Origin of the sequence: Bradyrhizobium sp., assembly GCF_036735945.1 — a bacterium.
Lineage (GTDB): Bacteria > Pseudomonadota > Alphaproteobacteria > Rhizobiales > Xanthobacteraceae > Bradyrhizobium.
In genome coordinates this window covers 1-3842 of the sequence record NZ_DAINNI010000227.1, presented here as the reverse complement: position 1 = coordinate 3842, position 3842 = coordinate 1, and the positions used below count along the sequence as shown (strand labels likewise).

At 64.1% G+C, this 3842-nt stretch carries 4 protein-coding genes; 1 reads left to right on the top strand and 3 read right to left on the bottom strand.

Features of this window, described 5'->3' with window-relative positions:
- The coding region (locus V7E26_RS29575) for an SMP-30/gluconolactonase/LRE family protein (RefSeq protein ID WP_324422924.1) at nt 1-705 on the top strand (705 nt) is incomplete at its 5' end.
- 25 nt (nt 706-730) lie between these two features.
- On the opposite strand, the gene V7E26_RS29570 is transcribed toward V7E26_RS29575, so the two are convergent.
- The 3 genes from V7E26_RS29570 to V7E26_RS29560 all read right to left on the bottom strand — a co-directional run.
- On the bottom strand, nt 731-2125 hold the full coding sequence (locus tag V7E26_RS29570) for a C13 family peptidase (protein WP_324422923.1): 1395 nt from the start codon (nt 2123-2125) through the stop codon (nt 731-733).
- Complete coding sequence (locus tag V7E26_RS29565; RefSeq protein ID WP_324422922.1) at nt 2122-2394, bottom strand: hypothetical protein; 273 nt, start codon at nt 2392-2394, stop codon at nt 2122-2124. Before V7E26_RS29565 ends, V7E26_RS29570 begins: the two co-directional genes overlap by 4 nt.
- 47 nt (nt 2395-2441) lie before the next feature.
- Nucleotides 2442-3842, bottom strand: a 1401-nt coding sequence (locus V7E26_RS29560; protein ID WP_324422921.1) for an aldehyde dehydrogenase family protein, incomplete at its 5' end; no start/stop codon positions are given.

Genomic DNA, 3842 nt, shown 5'->3' with positions numbered 1-3842 from the left:
AACTTCGCCAACGGCAATACCCGCGACCGCCAGGGACGGCTCGTCACCTGCGAGCATGGCGGCCGGCGCGTCACGCGCACCGAATATGACGGGTCGATCACGGTGCTGATGGATTGCTTCGACGGCAAGCGGCTGAACTCGCCGAACGACGTCGTCGTGAAGTCCGACGGCTCGATCTGGTTCACCGATCCGGTGTTCGGCCTGCTCGGCAATTACGAGGGCTACAAGGCGGAGCCGGAGCTCGAGCAGAATGTCTACCGGATCGACGGGCAGACCGGCAAGGCCATGATCGTCGCCGAGGGCGTGCTGGGACCGAACGGGCTCGCCTTCTCGCCGAATGAAAAAATCCTCTATGTCATCGAGTCCCGCGGGGTGCCGAACCGCAAGATCCTCGCCTATGACGTTTCGCCATCCGGCGACAAGCTTTCCAACAAGCGCGTGTTCGTCGATGCCGGACCGGGCACGCCCGACGGCTTCCGGGTCGACATCGACGGCAATCTCTGGTGCGGCTGGGGCATGGGCGATCCCGAGCTCGACGGCGTCGTGGTGTTCGCGCCCGACGGCGTCATGATCGGCCGCATTGCGCTACCCGAGCGTTGCGCCAACCTCTGCTTCGGCGGGGTGAAGCGCAACCGCCTGTTCATGGCCGCCAGCCAGTCGATCTACGCGCTCTACGTGAACACGCAAGGCGCGGCCGGCGGCTGACGCAATCCATACGGTTGCCGACGAGCTAACGTTCCTCGGTAGAGGCCTGCATCTTCTTGCCGGACTTGAGCTTCGCCAGTTTCTCGGAAATCACAGCGCCGAAATGGCCCTGCGGCGACGACGGCGGCAGCGCGTCGCGGGCCTCCCATTCCGAGATCTTCACCTTTGCATCCTCGAAGGCCTGTTGCAGCGACACGCTCTCGCCGAAGCTTTGATTGAAGAAGGCATCGCCGAAATAGGTCCATTCGCGCTCGTTGGAGCAGCCGAACGACGTGCTGTTTTCGTCCGCGGCCGTCAGCACGATGCTGTCCGGCGACGCGAGAGCCTTGACGAAGACGCCGGAATAGCAGGCCGAAACGATGATCACGCGATTGCGGATACCTTCGCGATCGAGGACGGAAGCGACATGATCCGGACTGAGTACGGCAGTCAGGGCGCTCCCCAGGAAGAGGCCGACGCCCGTCGGCCCACCGTGCGACGTAATGAAGATGACCATGACGTCTTCGTCCTTGTTCATGGTCCGAGCTACGGCACGCACCGCAGCGGCAAAGTTCGTGCGGGTGGCGACCGGGGTGGTCGCAAGCGTATCGCGATGGTTCACAAGCCGCACCGTGCCGCGATCCATGCCGAGCGACCTGCTCAGGATCGACAAACCGCCGTTCAATTCCCTGGTAAACACGTCCTGATCGGACCATCCGGCAATTCCGATGGCGTAGATGTCCGTCGTCCCCTTTCGCTCCGGCAACAGCTTCCCGATCTCGGCTTCGAGCAGCGACGGCTGCGAAAGCTCGATTGCCGCTGTGTCGACTTCAGCGGTCGTTTCCTCGACGCCTTTGCGGAATTTGGCGGATGCGATTTCCCAGAAATTGTAGGTCGACAGCTCGAAATCGCGGCCCGCGAAAGTCGGGAACGACGGCATGGCCGTAACCGCGAGCAGCGATACGACCGCAAGCCCGAACCCTCTGATCGTCGCGCTCTGATACGGGCCGACGCCGGCCCCTCTCAGGACGGCGACCGCCGAGCCTATCCACCACGTCACGAGCAGCAGGATGACAACGGGACATGCTCCCGGCGGAAAATCCTGCGGCTTGAACGGCAAATAATGGACGACGACCGCCGCCAGCCAGCTCACCAGCGCGCTCATCGCAAGGAACCGGGCCAGCACGACCGTGCGGTGGCGCGAAGCGAACAGCAAGGTCACCACGGCGCCGACCGCGATCCCCGCGATGATCGAGTTGATGCCATACGGGCTGAAGCCGGCTGCGCCTTCGGCCGTGAGATACTGGTTGGCGGCCTCGGACGCCGCCGCCAGCACGGCGAAGAGGAGCACCATGCCGATGCCGACCGGGCGACCGGCAGCAGTGCTTTTCCAGAACGTCGCGCGTAGCGCCGCCCATATGACCCAAAGGAAAGTCTTCATTCCATCCGTCCGACCGCAGGCTCTACTGGAGCGGCATAGTCGGGGTGGAATACCAACGATTGATTGATGCAATCGGTGAAATTCGCTCGAATTGCGTGTTTTTTCACGTTCAGCTTGGGGTTGCGCACAGTAGACCATCGCTTCGGCAGCTTTGCATTAACCACCTTGCGTGGCCCACGCGGGCAGATCTTCTCCTGCGTGGCGGCGGTCTGAAGCAACGAAGCAATCCATTCCTGTCCGGCAATGGATTGCTTCGCGGAGCCTGTCATCGGGCGGGCATTCGCCCGACCCGGTGGCTCGCAATGACGGTTGCGACTTACGCCGCGTTGTAGCCGGCGACCGCCTTCACCTCGAGATACTCCTCGAGGCCGTACTTGCCCCACTCGCGGCCGTTGCCGGACTGCTTGTAGCCGCCGAACGGCGCGGTGCGGTCGTTCGGCACGCCCTGCAGGTTGACGTTGCCGGCGCGGATCTGGCGGGCGACGCGGCGCGCGCTTTCCACGGTATCGCCGGTGACGTAACCGGCGAGACCATAGGGCGTGTCATTGGCGATCTTGACCGCCTCGGCTTCGTCCTTGGCACCGATGATGGTCAGCACCGGTCCGAAGATTTCCTCCTTCGCGATCGTCATCTCGTTGGTGACGTCGGCGAAGATGGTCGGACGGACATAGAAGCCCTTGTTGACGCCTTCCGGCAGGCCGGGGCCGCCGGCAACCAGCGTTGCGCCCTCGTCGATGCCCTTCTTGATCAGCGCCTGGATCTTGTCCCACTGGCCGCGGTTGACGACGGGGCCGATGGTGGTGCCCTCGCCGCGCGGATCGCCGGCCTTGGTCTTGTCGGCGACGCCCTTCGCGATGGCGGCAACTTCCTTCATCTTCGACAGCGGCACGATCATCCGCGACGGCGCGTTGCACGACTGTCCGGAATTGTTGAACATGTGCATGACGCCGCCGGTCACCGCCTTGGCGAGGTCGGCGCCTTCGAGGATGACGTTCGGCGACTTGCCGCCGAGTTCCTGGCTGACGCGCTTCACGGTCGGCGCGGCGCGCTTGGCGACGTCGACGCCGGCGCGGGTCGAGCCGGTGAACGAGATCATGTCGATGTCGGGGTGCTCGCTCATCGCGGCGCCGACCTCCGGGCCGAGGCCGTTGATCAGGTTGAACACGCCCTTCGGCACGCCCGCTTCATGGAGGATTTCCGCGAAGATCAAGGCCGAGGTCGGGGTGAATTCCGAGGGTTTCAGGATCATGGTGCAGCCGGCGGCGAGCGCAGGTGCGACCTTGCAGGCGATCTGGTTCAGCGGCCAGTTCCACGGCGTGATCATGCCGATGACGCCGACCGGCTCGCGCACCACGACGGCGGTTCCGACCGTCTCTTCGAAGGGATAGTTCTTCAGCACTTCCAGCGTGGAGGCGATGTGGCCAAGGCCGGCGCCGGCCTGCAGGCGCTCGGCCATCGGCAGCGGTGCGCCCATCTCGTCGGAAACGGCCGCGCCGATCTCCTTCATGCGGCCCTTGTAGATCTCGATGATCTTTTCCAAGAGCGCAATACGCTCCTCGCGGCTGGTCTGCGAATAGGTGACGAAAGCGCGCTTGGCGGCGGCAACGGCCTTGTCGAGGTCGGCCTTCGAGCCGAGCGCAACTTCGTACATCGGCTCTTCGCTCGCCGGATTGACGACGGGGGTGGATTTCTTGACGGCCGGATCGACCCAGGCGCC

What these genes read in the sequence shown, in the direction of transcription:
- V7E26_RS29565 (WP_324422922.1), bottom strand. Translation starts at nt 2,394, where the DNA reads ATGACAGGCTCCGCGAAGCAATCCATTGCCGGACAGGAATGGATTGCT.
- V7E26_RS29570 (WP_324422923.1), bottom strand. Translation starts at nt 2,125, where the DNA reads ATGAAGACTTTCCTTTGGGTCATATGGGCGGCGCTACGCGCGACGTTC.